Consider the following 12,647-nt stretch of genomic DNA (forward strand, 5'->3'; position numbering starts at 1 on the left):
CTTGTGACCAGAGGAGCCCTCCATGTCCACAGAAGGACAGTCCATCCCCGCAGTCGGATCAGCCCGGCCTGCCGTTCCGGCAACCCGCAGGGCGGTGATCGTTGGCGCCAACAGGATCCCGTTTGCCCGCGCCGGCGGAGCCTACGCAAAGTCGTCCAACCAGGACATGCTGACGGCGGCCCTCGATGGCCTGATCGCGCGGTTCGGCCTACAGGACGAGCGCATCGGGCAAGTGGCGGCTGGCGCGGTCCTGAAGCACTCCCGTGACTTCAACCTCACCAGGGAGGCGGTGCTGGGATCGGCGCTATCGGCGGAGACGCCCGTGTTCGACCTTCAGCAGGCATGTGCCACGGGACTGGAAACGGTGGTGGGGCTGGCGAACAAAATCAAGCTCGGGCAGATCGATTCGGCCATCGCCGGCGGCGTGGATTCGGCCTCCGACGCACCCGTGGTGGTCAGTGAAGGACTCCGCGAAGTCGTACTGGACCTTCACCGGGCGAAAACCCTTCCCCAGCGGCTCCAGATCCTCAGCCGTCTCCGCCCCAAGGACCTGGCCCCATTGGCCCCGGGCACGGCGGAACCGCGTACCGGCCTGTCCATGGGCGAGCACCAGGCGCTGACCACCGCGCAGTGGAAGATCTCCCGGGAAGCGCAGGACGAGCTGGCACTGAACAGCCACCACAACCTGGCCGCCGCCTACGACTCCGGGTTCTTTGACGACCTGATGACGCCCTACCGGGGGCTGACGCGTGACGGGAACCTGCGGGCGGACACCTCGTTGGAGAAACTGGGATCCCTCAAGCCGGTCTTCGGACGCAACCTTGGAGCGGATGCCACCATGACGGCGGGCAATTCCACCCCACTGACGGACGGCGCGTCCACGGTGCTGCTGGCGTCCGACGAATGGGCAGATGCCCGCGACCTGCCCAAGCTGGCAGCCATGGTCGACGCCGAGGCCGCTGCCGTCGACTTCGTCCATGGCAAGGACGGGTTGCTGATGGCTCCCGTATTCGCCGTGCCCCGCCTCCTGGCCCGGCAAGGCCTGACACTGGCCGACTTCGACTTCTTCGAGATCCACGAAGCGTTCGCCGCCACGGTCCTCAGCACGCTCGCAGCCTGGGAGGACGACGAATTCGGGCGCACCCGCCTGGGCCTCGACGGCGCGTTCGGTAGCGTCGACCGTTCCCGCCTCAACGTCAACGGGTCCTCCCTGGCGGCCGGCCACCCCTTTGCCGCCACCGGCGGCCGCATCGTCGGCACGCTGGCCAAGATGCTCCATGCCAAGTCTGCTGCCACCGGGAAGCCGGCCCGGGGCCTGGTGTCCGTATGCGCCGCCGGCGGCCAAGGCGTCGTCGCCATCCTGGAATCCCTGTAGGGGGCGGCCGTGGCAGACACCTACACACAACTGGTCAACAGCGGCATGGGCCGCAACCTGGCAAAGAAGCTCGGGCTTCCGCAACCTGCGGTCCTGCGCCGGTACCAGCCCGGGCAGCCGCTGGTAACCGGACCCGTCGTGGTCCTGGGCAACACCGCGGGGGCGGACAAGCTCGCCGCGGAACTGCTGTCCTGGGACCTCGACGTCCGGCGGCATGCTGTTCCCGCCGAAAAGCTGGGCGCCATCATCCTGGTCCTCGACGAGCTGGAGCACCCGGCAGACCTTGAAAAGCCCGTGCTGGCAGCGGCAGGATCCCTGCGTGACCTGCGCGCGGGCGGACGGATCATCACGCTCTCCCGCCCGGCGTCGGAAGCGTCCACACCCGAAGCCGCGGCAGCCCGGCAGGGGGTGGATGGCTTCCTGCGGTCCCTGGCCAAGGAACTGCGGGCCGGCGCAACCGGCAACGGCGTGGTCCTCGCGGACGGCACCACCGCCACCAGTTCCAGCGCCCTGGGCGCCCTGAGGTTCTTCCTCTCCGGGCGGTCAGCCTTCGTGGACGGACAGTTCCTGACCGTCTCGTCGGAGGACGGCAGCCTTCCCGCAGACCCGGAGCGGCCGCTGGCAGGCAAGGTGGCCGTCGTCACCGGTGCGGCCCGCGGCATCGGAGCCCAGATTGCCAGGACGCTGCACCGCGATGGCGCCACCCTGATCGTGGTGGACATCCCTGCCGCAGGGGACCAACTGGCCTCGGTGGCCAACGAGGTGCGGGCCACCGCGGTTCAGCTGGACATCACCGGTGCCGACGCCGGCCAGCGGATCATTGACCACGCCGTTCAGCGGCACGGGCAGCTGGACATTGTGGTGCACAATGCCGGCGTTACGCGGGACAAGCTGTTGGCCAACATGGACCAGGTCCGGTGGAACTCAGTCATCAACATCAACATCTCCGCCCAGCTCCGCATCAATGAAACCCTGCTCGCCTCTGAACACTTCCGGCAGTCACCGCGAATTGTTTCAGTGGCCTCCACCAGCGGCATCGCCGGAAACCGGGGACAAACCAATTACGCCGCGTCCAAGGGAGGGGTCATGGGAATGGTGCGTGCCACAGCCCCGCTGCTCGCATCCCGCGGCGGCACCATCAATGCCGTGGCTCCCGGCTTCATCGAAACGGAGATGACGGCGCGCATCCCCTTCGCCGTCCGCGAGGTGGCACGCCGGTTGAACTCGCTGCAGCAGGGCGGACTGCCGTCCGACGTCGCGGAAACCATCGCCTTCCTGGCCAGCGACGCCGCCGGCGGAATCAACGGGGAGGTGCTGCGGGTGTGCGGGCAGAACCTGGTGGGGGCATGACGGTCCAGCAACCGGTGGTCCTGGCCGAAATGCCCTCGTTGTCCAAGCTTTACGTCAACGCCGCCGCGCAGGCCGCGAGGCGCAGGCTCCTCGGCACGCACGACTCCGTGGTCCTCCCGGCGGAGAGCCACGAAGTCAAGGGCGTCACGGTCGGGGTGGAAAACCTTACGGCTTACCAGCACCTGATCGGCGAGACGGCCAGTGACGTCCTGCCCGCCGGGTTCATTCACGCCATCGCATTCCCCTTGGCCATGAGTGTCATGAACCGGGACGATTTCCCGTTGCCCCTGCTGGGGATGATCCACCTGCGCAACAGTGTCGAGCAGAGATCACCGCTGTTGTTCACCGACGTCCTTGACATGACCGCGCGGGTGGAAAACCTCCGCGGCCACCGTGCGGGGACACAGGTGGACGTAGTGGCGGAAGTGCGGCGGGCCGGCTCCGGCGAAATCCATTGGCGCGGAGTTTCGACGTACCTGGCCAAGGGCGTCTTCCTGCCGGGGATCGACAAGCCCTCAGCCGTGCCGCCGAAGGCTGATTTCACGGCACCGGACCCGACGGCGCTGTGGCACCTCGGCGTGGATACCGGCCGTGCGTACGCAGCGGTCTCGGGGGACTTCAACCCCATCCACCTCAGCGTGCTCTCGGCCAAGGCCCTGGGGATGCGGCGATCGATAGCGCACGGCATGTACCTCGCGTCCCGTGCGCTCGCAGATGTGGGCCCCGCCCGGGGCGATTCGTTCCTGTGGGATGTGGAATTTGAGGCCCCGGTCTTCCTGCCCTCCCGGGTCGCCCTGGAGATCGGGACCGATCAGACTGGTTCCGGCGCATGGAAGCACTCCAGTTTCGTCGCATGGAGTCCACGCTCGGGGCGGCGCCACTTCAGCGGGACGGTGTCGGCCCTGTAGGACCGGACGGTGCAGCCTGGATTTTTGCCCTGCCTAGTCCTGCGGCCGGACGGCCCGCAGGATCCGGTGGAGGCTGAGGAGGACCGATTCTGAGGCAGGGACCGTTCCCTGTTCTGCCGGCCGCGCGGCGGTGGCAGCCATGCAGGCTTCCACCGCCGCCCCGGCAGCGTCGTAGCGGTCCTTCCACTCCCGGGCGTCACCGTTGGTGTCCGCGGACACCAGTTCCCCGGTGGCGGTAATGGCGTCCGCCAGCGGTTCACTGTCCTGCAGGGGGATCTCGTAGGGCACGTCGTCCTCCCAGATCACATCTGACAGGACATCCGTCATGTCCTGGATATGGAAGGTGACCCGCTCCAGGTTTCGCAGGTCCTGGTAGTCCCGGTCGATGTCGCGCGGGTGCAGCTTCCGCCGGGGATTGGCGCGCCGGCTGGCGTCCGCCTCCTTGACCAGATGACGCACTGAGCGTGCCGCTTCCGCCAGTTCGTCCGACCTGCGCGACCAGTCCTCGTGTTCAGGCGGCCATTTTTCCTTCAGGGCGGCACCCATGTCCGTCAGCTGCCGGCCAAGGGCGAGCCGCAGGTCGGCAAGGCTGGACGCGGCGGCGTTGAGGTGCAGCGGAGGAAAGATCAGGAAATTCACTGCGATCCCGACCGCCACGCCCGCCGCCATCTGTACAAGGTAGCCGTAGGAGAAGTCTTCGGCGTTCCTGCCGCCCACCAGCAGGACCAGGAGCGCCGCCGTCGGGATCCAGTCACTGCCCGACCCGATGCCCGGCAGGCCGCCCAGCAGGACGCCCACCCCCATGAACAGGGCGACCGTCAGTGGTGAGGGTTCGCTGATGCTTACCAGGACGAAGGCGAGGCCGATCCCCATCGCCAGCCCCGCCAGTGCCTGCGCCCCCTGCTTCACTGACCCGGCGACGTTGTGATACATGGCCACCAGCGCGCCCAGCGGTGCGTAGTACGCGTAGTGCGAGGCGGCGCCCGGCATGAGCGGGGCAATGGCGAAGGCCAGCCCCGCCGCTATGGCCGCTTTCCCCGCCAGTTGCAGCCGCTGCGCCGCGAAGGCAGCAGAAAGTCCCGCCACCGATTGTCTAAGAAATTGGGTCCCCCGAGCCCACCGTGCATCCGGTCGTGCCTGAGTATTGCCCATCCGGACAACAGTAGGGCCGGGGTTGCGTCAGGACAAACGTGCTGCTGAGCGCCTTGCCTCGGCGGCCAGCCTGTGGGCTCGGCCCGGGGTGCGGCCCTCTTCCGCGCGCCGGGGGATGTAGCCGAAGCCCAGGCCGTAGGAGGGATCGGCGAAGCCCAGGGCAGCGTTGGCTCCCTCGTGGCCGAAGGCACGGTGGCTCCCGAAATTCCGAGAGGGGTGGGGTTTCATGAAGACGACGGCGAAGGCGTTGTCCAGGCCGGAGGACCGATCCAGGCCCCATACCTGTTCCCGTGTCATGGCCGTGATGGTGCCGCCGGAGAGGAACGGACCCGCGCCACCGACGCCGGTGGTCGCCGCTGCGTACAGGCGGGCCAGCCCCTCCGCGGAGCCCACGCCACCCGCGGCGGACATGCCCGCGGCACGCACGGAGCGGATATTGGGCAGTTCCATGATGGTGCTGGCCGGGGCATTGCTGTTCAGGCCGTCGAGGCTGAGCGGGTCCACCCATGGCTGGTTTGGGTCATCGTCGTAGAGGACATCCCGATACCGCGGTTCCAGGTCCTCCGGAAGGCCCAGGAAGAAATCGATGTCCTGCGGCTGCCGGATTCTCTGGTCGTAGATGCCCTGCAACGTCTCGCCCGTGGTCCGCCGGCACAGTTCTTCCATCAGGATGCCAATGGTGAGGGCGTGGTAGCCGAACTGGCGGCCGGGCTCCCAGGCGGGGGCCGCAGCGGCCAGCCGGGCGGCAGCCCCGGACGTGGTGAACTCGTCCAGTCCAAAACCGCCCTCGACCCCCAGCAGCCCCGCCTGGTGCGACAACGCCTCCCTGACGAGCAACCGGTCTTTTCCGTGGACCGCAAACTCGGGCCAGTAGTGGGCCATGGGCTTATCCAGGTCAAGGAGACCGTCCTGTACCAGGAGCGCGATGACCAGTGCGGCGACGCCTTTGGAACAGGAGTAGGCGCCGGACAACGTATCCGGTGCCATTTCGGGACCGCCCGTCAGGCGTACCACCGGCTCCCCGTTCCGGTAGGCCGCCAGCTGCGCGCTGTAGCGGGAGTCCTCCGCGAGGAAGGACTCAAACAGCGAAAGGACACCCTCGTACCCCGGCGCCACGAAACCCAGAGAAGTCTGCATGCCCTCCAGTTTAGGAGGAAGGCGATTTCCCTCCGCGGATGCGGTCAGCGGGAGGCTCCGTGTCCGGTGGTGACCTCCTCCCCGGGGCGCACAGGTCCCGGTGGGGTGCCGTCGCCGAACGGTCGTCCACCCAGTGCCTCCCGGCCGTGGTCCGTCAACCAACCGGCAAGATCCGGGCCGGCTGGGACGATGCCGGTGGGATTGATGTCTTCATGAACGATGTAGTAGTGCCGCTTGATCTGCACGAAGTCGATGGTGTCCCCGAACCCGGGCGTCTGGAACAAGTCCCGCGCATAGCCCCAGAGGTTGGGCATTTCGGTCAGCTTCTGCCGGTTGCATTTGAAATGTCCGTGGTAGACGGGATCGAACCTGGCCAGTGTGGTGAACAGCCTGACGTCAGCCTCGGTAATGGTTTCACCCACCAGGTAGCGCTGCCGCGAGAGGCGGTCCTCGAGCCAATCCAGCGCGGTCCACAAACGTTCGTACGCCGAGTCGTGGGCCTCCTGCGATCCGGCGAAGCCGCACCGGTAAACGCCGTTGTTGACCTCGGTGAAGACGCGCTTGTTCACCCGGTCGATTTCGTCGCGGAGATGCGCGGGGTAGAGCTGCGGGGCGCCCGTCCGGTGGAACTCGGTCCACTCGGTCGAGAAATCAAGGGTGATCTGGGGGAAATTGTTGGTCACCACTTCACCACTGCGCACGTCGACGATGGCGGGAACGGTAATTCCGCGGGGGTAGCCGGGAAACCGCTTGAAGTAGGCGTCCTGCAGGCGCTCGATTCCCAGGACCGGATCCACTCCACCCGGGTCCAGGTCGAAGGTCCAGGAACGTGCATCGTGGGTGGGCCCAGGCTGGCCAAGGGAAATGGCCTCCTCGAGCCCCAGCAGCCTGCGGACAATGACGGTGCGGTTGGCCCAGGGACAGGCCCTTGCGGCAATCAGGCGGTAGCGCCCGGCTTCCACCGGCCAGCCCGGCTCACCGTTGCTGCCGGGCGCGGCATTCCTGGTGATGCGGTCCTCAATGTAGTTGGTGTCCCGGGTGAATTCCGCCCCGCCGGTCACATAGGCTCCGCGGGTGCTGTGCGCGTCGGCGGTGTCTGCTGGTGTGCTTTCCGTTTCCTGGCTCATGCCACCAGCCTATGCGCGACTTCAAGCCCTAGGCGCCTTGCCGGAGGATTTCCACGATGGGCTGCCATGCCACCAGCCAGGAACCGGCTACGAGGAGCGTAAACAGGGCAATCCAGATGCCGGAGGGGACGGAGGTGGCCCGGTACAGGAGATACGCGTCCGAGCTGCTGAGGCGGTCGCGGCGGTGGAGGTGCACGTGGGTGAGCTTGACCAGGTCCCGGACGGCGGCCACGAGGAGCGCCAGGCCGAAGATGACGGCGGCATGGCCGACGGCGGAGGGCGGCGCAAGGAAGGTGAGGGAACCGGTCCCGGCAATCGCGGCCCCCGTGATTACGAATCCTGCCAGGTTGCGAAGGAAGAGGAGCGAGGCAGTCAACACCAATGCGCTGGCCGCCATGGCTGCCGGTCCCCATCCGTTGAGCCCGGACCAGACAAATGCGGCACCCGCCAGCGCTGGCACGGGATACCCCCAAAAACAGGACCAGGCAGCGGCCAACCTGCTCCTGCTGTACGTGGTGGTGGTTCCGGAGTGGTCAAGGCGAAGTCGGATCCCGGAGAGCCGCTGCCCCGACGTAAGGGCAGCGAATGCGTGGCCCAGTTCGTGGGTGGCGGTGGCCAGGAGGCCGAAATAGCGCCAGCTGCGCCGGGGGATGGACAGCACGACGGCGGCCGCCAGGGACAGCAGCAACTCGGCCCATGTGATGTTGGGTACGTTCGTTTGGGTGAATGCCGTGCTGAAGGTGTTCCAGAAGCTGGCAGGGCTGTCCAATGGTGCCTCCTGGCTGCCGTGTCGCCGTCGTACATCCTGCACTCCACGCTACGCACCCAAGCTGGACGCGGGCAGGAACCCCGTCATTGCTTAAAGCCGAAAGGCACGCCTGGTGCGGCGTGCCTTTCGGACGGTGCCGGGCATTTGCTGCCTTGGTACAACTTTCTGGCTAACCTTCGCACTCCGTGCAGTAGCTGTGGCCGTCTTTTTGCCGGGCGATCTGGGACCGGTGGCGGACCAGGAAGCAGGAGTAGCAGGTGAATTCGTCCTCAGCCTGGGGGATGACCTGGACTACGAGTTCCTCAGCGACAAATTCGCCGCCAGGAACTCCGGCGCCGTCCAGCCCGTCAGCCTCGTCCAACTCCTGCACAACGCTGCGGGCGTCCGGAGCATTCGCTGACTGGAGCTGCTCGAGTGAGTTGTCCTGCGATTCCTTGACGTCGGAACGCAGTTCATCGTAATCGGTTGCCACTTTGGGTGCTTCTCTTTTCTTAGTTGGGCTGTCGGGTATGAAACGTACAGCATGAACCCGGTATTCCCCAACAGGGAGCGTAGATCCGTTGCCGGTTGGGTACAGGTTCAACGGAGCGGCCGCGGGTTCTCGAACCGACATTCGGCTGCGGCGGCAGGGGAGGGACGGGCCATACAGTTTCCTCCCCGGGACGGAAGGGGCAGTTCTTGGAACAACTCACTGCAGAGCGTGGCGGTGCCGAACAAATCGGTGTGGGGGTAGGCCCGGTACTGGAGAAGTTCGACGCTGTGTCCCGGATAGCGGTCCTGCGGGGAGGCGGCCTGGGGGATCTGATCTTCGCAGTTCCCGCGATGGCTGCGTTGAAGGCGGCCTACCCTGCAGCACACCTGACGCTGCTCGGCACGCCGATCCATGAGGCGGTTCTCGGGGCGGTGGAAAGCCCTGTCGATGAGGTTGTTGTCCTGCCCGTCGCTGAAGGAGTCCGCCCAGGGGAGGAAGATGCCGGCGAGCTGGACCGGTTCTTTGCCGACATGCGGGGGCACACTTTCGATCTGGCCGTCCAGCTCCATGGGGGTGGACGGTTCTCGAATCCCTTCCTGCTGCGGCTGGGGGCCCGGCACACCGTAGGGACGCGGACGGCCGACGCTGCCAGGCTGGAGCGCAGCGTTCCCTACCTTTACTACCAGCACGAACCCCTCAGGGCCCTGGAAGTGGCGGGTTTCGCGGGCGCGTTCCCCGTGGACCTGGAGGCCCGGCTGGCCCCCGCCGGGCGGGACTCCCTCCCGCCCGGCCCCGGCGACCGCGCCCAGCCGCTCGTAGTGATCCATCCCGGCGCTACCGATCCCCGCCGTCGTTGGCCCGCCGCAAAGTTCGCTGAGCTCGCTGCCGCCTGCGCGGCTGACGGTTCGCAGGTCGTCCTGATCGGGGACGGCAGCGAACAGGCCCTGGCAGCGGAGATTGCTGACAGTGCCGCTTCAACAGCGGTACGTTCCCTGGCAGGCGCCCTGGACATGGCAGGGCTCGTAGCGTTGCTGGGGGACGCCGACGTCGTGGTGGCAAATGACAGCGGGCCACGACACCTTGCACAGGCACTGGGCGTGCCCACAGTCGGTATTTTCTGGGTGGGCAACGTGATCAACGCCGGGGCGCTGGGGCGCAGCCTCCACCGTGTCCACGCTTCATGGGTGACGGCTTGTCCGACGTGCGGCGTCGATGTCACGCAGGTCGGCTGGACAGCACCGCGGTGCATCCACGACGACTCACTGGTGGCCGGGATTGGCGTCAACGGGGTCTACGGGGACGTCCGGAGCCTCACCGCCGGCAGGTTCGTAAAGCAGGACGCATGACGGGCATGACGGCGGAACACGGAGCAGTTGTTCGGGAGCCAGCAGACGGCAGGCCGGAGCTCCTTGTCCTGCGCGCCCTGAAGCTCGGAGACCTGCTGGTGGCCGTGCCGGCGTTGAAAGGCCTCCGACGGGCCTTTCCCGGGCACCGGCTTCGGTACGCCGCGCAGGGGTGGCTGTCCGAGGCCCTGGGCCTGGTAGGCGGCTATGAACTGCTGCCCACGCACGGACTGGACGAGCCTTTGGCGCTGCCACCGGGCGTGGTGGATGTAGCCGTCAACCTCCACGGCAGCGGCCCGGAAAGCCAGGGGCGGATTGAGGCGCTGAAGGCCCGGCGGACCCTGGGACATCAAAGTGCGCACCGGAACGGGCCGCGGTGGCGGCCGGAACTGCACGAACGAGAACGCTGGGTACGGCTCCTTGAATGGCATGGGATAGACGCCGATCCGCTGGACGTGCAGTTGGATAAGCCCCAGGTTCCCAGTCCGGTCCCCGATGCCACTGTCCTGCACGTGGGGGCAGCGTACGGCAGCAGGCTTTGGCCCGCGGACCGGTTTGCGGCAGTGGCCACGGCACTGTCGGAAGCCGGGCACCAGGTGGTCTTCACCGGCGGCAGCTCCGAAAGGGACCGGGCGGAGGAAGTGTGCGGCCTTGCGGGAATACCGGGTACCGCTGTCCTCGCCGGGGTGCTGGGCTTGGGGGAGTTCGCTGCGACCATTGCTGCTGCGCGCCTGGTGGTCTCTGCCGACACCGGCGCCGCGCACCTGGCCTCAGCCTACGGCACCCCGTCCGTGGTGCTCTTTGGCCCGGCCCCACCGGAGATTTGGGGGCCGCCCCCGGGACCCCATATCGTTCTCACCCGGGCCGAACTGCGGCGCGGGGACACTTTCGCGGCGCGGCCGGACCCGGCCCTGCTTGCTGTCCAGCCCTCCGATGTCATGGCTGCTGTCAAAGCCTTGGGCGTGCTCTGAAACACTGTGGGTTTAAACGTCCACTTTGTGGGTCCGCAGGGGGTGGACTCTGCCATACGAGCCTAAAATTGTGTGTATGAGCACTGAGCTGGAAATCGCTTTGGTGTTGGGAACGGCGCTCCTCTGGATTGCCGTGACGCTGACCATCCTGTCCGCCATCGACCGGCCGGAAAGGAAGGCGCGGCGGCAGGAACGCCGGGACGTCCGGGCCGAAAAGCACCGGATTCAGTACCGCCCGGTTGCCGCAGCGGCCCATGGCCTCGGACACAACCGGCACTCACGGACCCGGCGCCTTCATCCGCACTGACATCGGCGGTGCTCCGGAGCTGCGAGGGCGGGGAGCGCCCGGGCCGGCCAGTACGCGGGTCCCGGCGCTCGCCGTCGTCTGCGCCTGGCAGTGGACAATGTCGCACGCCCGGGCGCTCTCTCCGTCAAGTCTTGACGGGCTTGGCCGGATCCCCGACACTTTCCCGATGGGAGTAAGCGAAGAGTTGCGGGCGCTTGGCGACGTCGTGGACAGGCTTTCCGCGAAGTTTCCAGCGCTGTCCAGGGAGTACATCGAAGATGTGGTCCAGCAGGAACACAGCCTCCTGGACGCGGGCAGGGTCCGCGCCTTCGTCCCCGTTTTGGTAGAGCATGCAGCCAGGGACAGGCTTGCACGGTAGGGCGTCAGGTTGCGGGTGCGACGTCGATCAGCACTTTTCCGACTGTCTCCTGTTCCACTGCGTCATGGGCTGCGGGGGTCTGGCCAAGCGGGAACCGTGTCAGAGGCAGCCCGTGTTCTTCCCCCACCCGCAGGGCGCCTGCCGCCAAAGCCTCGGAGATGGCGGCAACGGCAAGACGTTTCTGTTCGTCGGTGACGGTGTAGGTGAGGATGAACTGGTAGCGGACGTTCCTCGCCATGCTCTCGCGGATTGGAACGGTGACTGATTCCCCGGGGTTCGCCGCGTATATGGCGATCGTTCCGCCTGGCTTGATGACGTCCAGGTCGGTTTTGATGTTCGCGGGTGCGTTGACGTCCACAATCATGTCCACGCCGTTTGGTGCCACCTGATGGACGGCGCCAACGACGTCCTCGGTCCGGTAGTTGATGATGGTGCCGGCGCCGGCACGGCGGGCAAGTTCTGCCTTTTGGTCCCCGCTGACGGTGGTGATCACGGTGGCCCCGGCCCAGCGGGCGAGTTGGATGGCCGCGTGGCCTACGGCTCCGGCACCTCCCGTGACCAGGACGGTTTGTCCGGCCAGGGCACCGGTGGAGAGCCCTGCCGGGCCGTCCTCGTTCGAGGTCAGGGCCCGGTGCGCCGTCAGCGCCGGAATGCCCAACGAAGCGCCAGTATCGAAGGATTCGGTATCGGGAAGGGGCACTGCTTTATGGCCGGGCACCACAACATATTCCTGTGCTGTGCCTTCATTGCTGCCCCAGGCGACGTCCCACAGCCACACACGGCCGCCCACGGAGAAGCCCGTCACCCCGGGACCCAGCTCATCGATGACACCGGCTCCGTCCTGGTTTGGAACTTTGGGGGCGTCCAGCTTCTTGCTTCCGCTCCCGGACCGCGACTTCCAGTCGGTGGGGTTGACGCCGGACACCACCATCCGGACACGGACTTCTCCGGGCCCCGGCACCGGCAACGGCCTGTCCTGTAGCTTCAGCACAGACGAGGGCCCTGTTTCTTCGTAAATGATTGCCTTCACGTCTTCTCCCAACCCGTTTGCGGTTACCACTAACGCCCCAACCTACCGAACGGGTTGGGCGCATGAAAAAAGCGCACCCCGTTCGCTGAGTGCGCTTCTTCCTTGACTGCCTGTCAGTGCTTGAAGGCGTCCTTGACCTTTTCGCCGGCCTGCTTCAGGTCACCTTTTGCCTGATCCGCCTGGCCCTCGGCCCGCAGGCTTTCATCGCCCGTGGCAGCTCCGGCAGCTTCCTTGCCCTTACCGCCGGCTTTTTCGGCGGCGTTCTCAATCTTGTCGCCCAGTCCCATGGTGTTTCCTCCTCTGGTTGGCAGCCGTTCGCATTCGGCTGGCAATATCATAAGCATGCTT

The 12,647-nt window shown here is 66.7% G+C and carries 14 protein-coding genes; 7 read left to right on the plus strand and 7 right to left on the minus strand.

Translation table 11 applies throughout. The annotated features are described in order from the left end of the window. Positions 1-22 precede the first annotated feature (22 nt). From ACFVTD_RS16165 to ACFVTD_RS16175, 3 genes are read left to right on the plus strand one after another with little or no spacing between them, the layout of a single operon-like run. Positions 23-1,375, plus strand: coding sequence for an acetyl-CoA C-acetyltransferase (locus ACFVTD_RS16165; RefSeq protein ID WP_387564831.1), 1,353 nt, complete (start codon positions 23-25; stop codon positions 1,373-1,375). A gap of 9 nt (positions 1,376-1,384) precedes the next feature. Further along, a complete protein-coding gene (locus tag ACFVTD_RS16170; protein WP_387564832.1) occupies positions 1,385-2,725 on the plus strand; it encodes a 3-oxoacyl-ACP reductase in 1,341 nt (446 codons plus the stop codon). Further along, positions 2,722-3,633, plus strand: coding sequence for a MaoC family dehydratase (locus tag ACFVTD_RS16175; protein WP_387564834.1), 912 nt, complete (start codon positions 2,722-2,724; stop codon positions 3,631-3,633). The genes ACFVTD_RS16170 and ACFVTD_RS16175 overlap by 4 nt, the downstream gene beginning before the upstream one ends. A gap of 33 nt (positions 3,634-3,666) precedes the next feature. Here the strand turns inward: ACFVTD_RS16175 and ACFVTD_RS16180 are convergent, their stop codons facing one another. The 5 genes from ACFVTD_RS16180 to ACFVTD_RS16200 all read right to left on the minus strand — a co-directional run bounded on the left by ACFVTD_RS16180 (position 3,667) and on the right by ACFVTD_RS16200 (position 8,290). Next, the gene (locus ACFVTD_RS16180) at positions 3,667-4,719 is read right to left on the minus strand and encodes an aromatic acid exporter family protein (protein ID WP_387564836.1); all 1,053 of its coding nucleotides are present in this window, start codon (positions 4,717-4,719) and stop codon (positions 3,667-3,669) included. 93 nt (positions 4,720-4,812) lie between these two features. Further along, positions 4,813-5,922: a serine hydrolase domain-containing protein gene (locus ACFVTD_RS16185; protein WP_387564838.1), complete on the minus strand. Its 1,110-nt coding sequence runs from the start codon at positions 5,920-5,922 to the stop codon at positions 4,813-4,815. A 44-nt stretch (positions 5,923-5,966) separates the two neighbouring features. Beyond that, positions 5,967-7,049, minus strand: a complete 1,083-nt coding sequence (locus ACFVTD_RS16190; protein WP_387564840.1) for a glutathione S-transferase family protein — start codon at positions 7,047-7,049, stop codon at positions 5,967-5,969. Positions 7,050-7,077: 28 nt separating this feature from the next. Then, positions 7,078-7,818, minus strand: coding sequence for a M50 family metallopeptidase (locus ACFVTD_RS16195; protein WP_387564842.1), 741 nt, complete (start codon positions 7,816-7,818; stop codon positions 7,078-7,080). A 169-nt stretch (positions 7,819-7,987) separates the two neighbouring features. Further along, the gene (locus tag ACFVTD_RS16200; protein ID WP_018761323.1) at positions 7,988-8,290 is read right to left on the minus strand and encodes a DUF4193 domain-containing protein; all 303 of its coding nucleotides are present in this window, start codon (positions 8,288-8,290) and stop codon (positions 7,988-7,990) included. Between the two features lie 206 nt (positions 8,291-8,496). Here ACFVTD_RS16200 and ACFVTD_RS16205 point away from each other — a divergent pair, with 206 nt between their 5' ends. The 4 genes from ACFVTD_RS16205 to ACFVTD_RS16220 all read left to right on the plus strand — a co-directional run bounded on the left by ACFVTD_RS16205 (position 8,497) and on the right by ACFVTD_RS16220 (position 11,269). Then, positions 8,497-9,636 (plus strand): glycosyltransferase family 9 protein, encoded by a 1,140-nt coding sequence (locus tag ACFVTD_RS16205; RefSeq protein WP_387564844.1) that lies wholly within the window; start codon positions 8,497-8,499, stop codon positions 9,634-9,636. Continuing rightward, positions 9,633-10,604, plus strand: a complete 972-nt coding sequence (locus ACFVTD_RS16210; RefSeq protein WP_387564846.1) for a glycosyltransferase family 9 protein — start codon at positions 9,633-9,635, stop codon at positions 10,602-10,604. Before ACFVTD_RS16205 ends, ACFVTD_RS16210 begins: the two co-directional genes overlap by 4 nt. Before the next feature lie 76 nt (positions 10,605-10,680). Continuing rightward, complete coding sequence (locus tag ACFVTD_RS16215; RefSeq protein ID WP_387564848.1) at positions 10,681-10,911, plus strand: hypothetical protein; 231 nt, start codon at positions 10,681-10,683, stop codon at positions 10,909-10,911. Positions 10,912-11,077: 166 nt separating this feature from the next. After that, positions 11,078-11,269, plus strand: coding sequence for a three-helix bundle dimerization domain-containing protein (locus ACFVTD_RS16220; RefSeq protein WP_387564850.1), 192 nt, complete (start codon positions 11,078-11,080; stop codon positions 11,267-11,269). A 4-nt stretch (positions 11,270-11,273) separates the two neighbouring features. Here the strand turns inward: ACFVTD_RS16220 and ACFVTD_RS16225 are convergent, their stop codons facing one another. Further along, positions 11,274-12,299: an NADPH:quinone reductase gene (locus tag ACFVTD_RS16225; RefSeq protein ID WP_387564852.1), complete on the minus strand. Its 1,026-nt coding sequence runs from the start codon at positions 12,297-12,299 to the stop codon at positions 11,274-11,276. Between the two features lie 113 nt (positions 12,300-12,412). Beyond that, positions 12,413-12,586, minus strand: a complete 174-nt coding sequence (locus ACFVTD_RS16230) for a CsbD family protein (RefSeq protein ID WP_141160443.1) — start codon at positions 12,584-12,586, stop codon at positions 12,413-12,415. Positions 12,587-12,647 lie beyond the last annotated feature (61 nt).

This window comes from Pseudarthrobacter sp. NPDC058119, from assembly GCF_042884655.1.
Taxonomy (GTDB): domain Bacteria; phylum Actinomycetota; class Actinomycetes; order Actinomycetales; family Micrococcaceae; genus Arthrobacter.

Excerpts from the sequence above, each read along its gene's own strand:
- ACFVTD_RS16165 (WP_387564831.1), top strand. The coding sequence starts at position 23 with ATGTCCACAGAAGGACAGTCCATCCCCGCAGTCGGATCAGCCCGGCCT.
- ACFVTD_RS16175 (WP_387564834.1), top strand. The coding sequence starts at position 2,722 with ATGACGGTCCAGCAACCGGTGGTCCTGGCCGAAATGCCCTCGTTGTCC.
- ACFVTD_RS16185 (WP_387564838.1), bottom strand. The coding sequence starts at position 5,922 with ATGCAGACTTCTCTGGGTTTCGTGGCGCCGGGGTACGAGGGTGTCCTT.
- ACFVTD_RS16190 (WP_387564840.1), bottom strand. The coding sequence starts at position 7,049 with ATGAGCCAGGAAACGGAAAGCACACCAGCAGACACCGCCGACGCGCAC.
- ACFVTD_RS16210 (WP_387564846.1), top strand. The coding sequence starts at position 9,633 with ATGACGGGCATGACGGCGGAACACGGAGCAGTTGTTCGGGAGCCAGCA.
- ACFVTD_RS16215 (WP_387564848.1), top strand. The coding sequence starts at position 10,681 with ATGAGCACTGAGCTGGAAATCGCTTTGGTGTTGGGAACGGCGCTCCTC.
- ACFVTD_RS16220 (WP_387564850.1), top strand. The coding sequence starts at position 11,078 with ATGGGAGTAAGCGAAGAGTTGCGGGCGCTTGGCGACGTCGTGGACAGG.
- ACFVTD_RS16230 (WP_141160443.1), bottom strand. The coding sequence starts at position 12,586 with ATGGGACTGGGCGACAAGATTGAGAACGCCGCCGAAAAAGCCGGCGGT.